General features: G+C 32.2%; 3 protein-coding genes and 1 pseudogene. All 4 read left to right on the plus strand.

All coding sequences use genetic code 11. The annotated features are described in order from the left end of the window. Window positions 1-898, plus strand: an 898-nt coding sequence (locus DMG62_21830; GenBank protein PYY20808.1) for a hypothetical protein, incomplete at its 5' end; no start/stop codon positions are given. 12 nt (window positions 899-910) lie between these two features. Continuing rightward, window positions 911-1,129: pseudogene (locus DMG62_21835) on the plus strand (hypothetical protein). A gap of 27 nt (window positions 1,130-1,156) precedes the next feature. After that, window positions 1,157-2,449: a hypothetical protein gene (locus tag DMG62_21840; GenBank protein ID PYY20809.1), complete on the plus strand. Its 1,293-nt coding sequence runs from the start codon at window positions 1,157-1,159 to the stop codon at window positions 2,447-2,449. A 201-nt stretch (window positions 2,450-2,650) separates the two neighbouring features. Beyond that, complete coding sequence (locus tag DMG62_21845) at window positions 2,651-3,904, plus strand: hypothetical protein (GenBank protein PYY20810.1); 1,254 nt, start codon at window positions 2,651-2,653, stop codon at window positions 3,902-3,904. The last annotated feature ends 453 nt before the right edge of the window (window positions 3,905-4,357 follow it).

A 4,357-nucleotide genomic window follows, 5' to 3' on the forward strand; every position in this document is an offset into this window, starting at 1 on the left:
ATATCAAGTTTATCCAGCACAAAGAAATACTCGATCAAAAACCAGGGAAATGATTGAAACACCTAGGACAGAATCTCGAAAGGAACAAAAATTTCGATTTAATCAAGATAGAAACATGGAAATTGATGAAGATTCTGACATGGAAATACAAGACAATAAAAAAGGAAAAATAACTAGGAACGAAGCTCTACAAAAAGCTCAGCGAGTAAGAGAAAGAAAATTTAAATGCAGAAACTGTGAAACAACAGGACATTTCACCAAAAATTGTCCAACTTTATCTATTAAGGAAAGGGAAAGAATGTCAAAAGCTAGAGAAAGGAATAAGGAAAGAAAACAAAAAGTCTTTCCTGTAAATCTAGAGGAACGTATCAGGAATGCACCATGTGGTTTATCCATTGAGGAAGCTTTAAAAACGATGCCAGGGTATAAAAAAGAATTTAGTAAGGTTTTTAAAGTTGTAAAAAGGGGAGAGAGGATCAACTATGCAGGAATATCGGAAAAATCAAAATTCACTTCAATGAAAACTAAAGTGGAAATTGAAGACATTGAGATAGATGCTATAATAGATACAGGAGCAGCTGTAAGTGCAATAACTAGGAACTTAATGGAGGAATTAGGCTATAAAATAGATCAATCATCAAATGTGGTAATAGTTACTGCTGATGGAACTAGAACACGAAGTCTAGGAAAGATTCTGAATATGGAATTATCTTTAAATGGAGAAAATACTTTGAAAAAAGTTGACGCACAAATTGATATGAAAAAAGGAAGTGTTAACATCAAAGGAACAGAAGGATACGTTAATATACCAGTGGAATTCTCTACTAAAAAAGAAGAAAGTGATGAAGATACTGATGAAGAATATGAAGAAGAAGAATTAACCGAAACAAGATTTTGACTAAACCAAGAAATCAACAATATAAAAAAAGAAGATACCAAAAAATATAAAGTAGGGGAGTTAACCCAGGAACAGGAAAAGGAATTCGATCGATTAACTCAAAAATACAAAGATATATTTGCTAAAAATGATAAGGATCTTGGAAGGACCAACCTTGCCAAACATACCATTGATGTAGGGGATCATAAACCAATTAAAGAAACGGCTTACAAAGTAAATCCAAAGAAAAAGAAAGATATTGAAAAAGAAATCAAAGACATGCTCGAAAAAGGAGTAATTAGGAAGTCTAACAGCCCTTGGTCATCACCAGTAACAATGGTAATCAAACCAAATGGAAAATGGAGATTCTGTATAGATTTCAGGAAATTAAACGGAATTACCAGGAAAGATAATCACCCTTTGCCAAGGATCGATATGTTATTAGAAAAATTTGAAGGATCAAAATGGTTCAGTACCATGGATATGGCAAGCGGTTATTGGCAAGTAGAAATGGATGAAAAAGACATTGAAAAGACTGCCTTTATTACTCATGAAGGATTATATGAATGGACAGTAATGCCATTCGGTTTAACAAATGCACCTGCAACATTTCAAAGGACCATGCAGATGGTACTGGGAGAGTTATTCTACACAGTAGCACCTGTTTACATAGATGATATAATTGTCCACTCCAAAACATTTCAGGATCATATGAGGGACATAGAAAACGTTTTTGAAAAAATACAAGGAGCAAATCTTAAATTAGGACCAGAAAAATGTAAGTTCTGCTTTGAAGAAATCAAATTTTTGGGACATATCATAGGAAAAGATGGAATTAAAACGGATCCAGCCAAGATAGAAAAAGTTAAGAATTATCCAAAACCAACAAATATAACACAATTAAGAGGATTTCTAGGATTAGCTAAATATTACAGGAAATTTATCAAAGATTTTGCTAAAATCGCGAAACCTTTGAATGAGTTAACAAAGGGATTCAAAAGTAAACCTTTGGAAACCAGGAACGGTATTAAGATGAAAAGGAAGAAATCTGAAAAAGAGAAGAACAGAGAAGATGAGGAATTTATGAACAGTTGGAAGGAAAATCAGGAAAAAGCTTTTGAAGCACTTAAAAAGAAATTAATCACGGCACCAGTATTAATGTACCCAAATTTTGAAAAGGAATTCATTTTATACACTGACGCTTCAAAAATAGCACTGGGAGCAATATTACATCAAGTAGGAAAGGATGGTAAGGAACATGTAATCGCATATGAAAATAAAACATTGGGACCTGCTGAACAAAATTACCACACCACAGAACTAGAATGTTTAGCAGTAGTTTGGGCTATTGAAAAATTTGATTATTACCTAGAAGGAAATAAATTCAAGATAATCACTGATCACATAGCATTAAAGTGGTTATTCAACAAAGCAATACTAAAAGGAAGGATTGGAAGATGGATAGCAAGATTACAACCGTACATTTGTAATATGGAAATAATACACAAATCAGGGAAAAGGCACACGAATGCTGACGCATTATCCAGGATCAGATTTGAAGAAAAAGTATAAATACCCTCAGGAAATACTCTAGAAAAATAAAATAATTTTAATCATGAAATTAACAACAAAAAGAGGAAGGAAAATTAAATTAGAAAGATTATTATATCAGGAAGGACTAAGAGGAACATATATAATATATAATTATCAACATAATCAAATATCAATTAAAAGGAACACTGATTATACGTACCAGAAGTGGAGAGCACAGGAATGGAAAGGATCAAATACCAAGACTTAATCGATTTTTTGGAAGGAAACATATTAAAGGGATGGACTGAAAACAGGATCAGACAATTAGAAAAGGAATCAAAAGACTTTGAGATTAAAGAGGGGATTTTATATCGAAAAGGATCAAAAAGATTACAGAGAGTCTTGAAGGAAGACAAAATAGATTCAGTAATTTTCATAATGCATAATCATCCTATCGGAGGACACTTCGGAAAGGATGCAACTTATAACAGGATCAATACAAGATTTTGGTGGAAGGGAATGTATAAGGATATAGAAAGACATATTAAGACATGTGATTCATGTCAGAGAAGGGGAAACAAAGGAGGATCAGGATATTTAAATCCAATTGAAGTAGGAAGACCATTTGAAAGGATTGGAATAGACTTTGTAGGACCATTAGAGAGAACTAAAAACGGAAACAAATATATATTAGTAGCAACTGACTATCTAACAAAGTGGCCAGAAGCAAAAGCCATGAGAGAAGCAACCGCAGAAAATGTAGTGAGATTTATTTACAAAAGGATCATTTGTAGACATGGATGTCCAAAAATAATTTTATCAGATAGAGGAACACATTTCAGGAACAAAGTAGTAGATGGTTTATGTGAAAAGTTCAGGATCAAACATAAATTATCGTCACCATATCATCCACAAACTAATGGATTAGTTGAAAGGTTCAACAGAACTTTATGTGAAAGTTTAGCCAAAGTATCGGGAAAAGAAGATGAATGGGATGAACATATAGAATCAGTATTATTTGCTTATCGAACGATAAGACATAACACTACCAGGAAAACACCATTTTTTATGGTCTATGGAAGAGAAGCAATTTTACCCATCGAAGATATTAAACTAGGAGAAGACTTTGGAAAAAGTGCAATTATGAAGAGATTATATGATTTGGTAGAACTAACGGAAGAAAGAAGTCAGGCCTTGGAAAATATTAGGAAATCTCAGGACCAACAAAAAAGAAGACATAATGAGAGAATCAAAGAAGAAACACAATTTGGAATAGGAACCAAAGTATTGTTGAAAGATGCCGCAAAAGAAAAACAATGGTCAGGAAAATTGAGTCAAAAATGGAAGGGACCATATTATATACATGAAATTATAGGAAAAGGAGCCTATAAATTAAGAACTTTAGAAGGAAAAGTACTTAGATCCTCATATAATGTCAAACATTTAAAAGAATATTTTGATCAGGGAGACAAATTACCTTTGATTTTTGTTTGAAACGGGACGTTTCAAAATTAAGTAGGGGAGGATGTTACGAAGTGGGAAATTGGGAGAAGATTGGAAGATATAATAGAAAACTTGGATATTAGAATTTTAATGGGCCATGTGATTTATTAATGACGGAATAGTTTGTTGTTGTACAAATTTCATACCTGGATGATCAACAAATCCAGTTGATCAACAAACTTGAATGATCAACATCTGAATGATCAACATCTGAATGATCAACAAATTAGAAATAGGAGTGATCTACTTACAAATTCTTATAAAAAGGGTTAATTTTCACCTTTGTAAAATTTTTAGTCATTAGTTGATTTTAAATTTTTATCTTTTGACTCCAAGCTAATTTCTTCGGCTTGTAATGAATTTTAAATTCAAATAAAATATTATTTTAAGGAACAGAATTATGCTTCTCTGAAAGTTATTGTAAATTTTTATTTTATTTCGTAT

This window comes from Acidobacteriota bacterium (genome assembly GCA_003225175.1).
GTDB lineage: Bacteria > Acidobacteriota > Terriglobia > Terriglobales > Acidobacteriaceae > Gp1-AA112.

Bases quoted from the DNA above. Each gene is read 5' to 3' on its own strand.
- DMG62_21840 (PYY20809.1), top strand. From the start codon at position 1,157: ATGCTCGAAAAAGGAGTAATTAGGAAGTCTAACAGCCCTTGGTCATCA.
- DMG62_21845 (PYY20810.1), top strand. From the start codon at position 2,651: ATGGAAAGGATCAAATACCAAGACTTAATCGATTTTTTGGAAGGAAAC.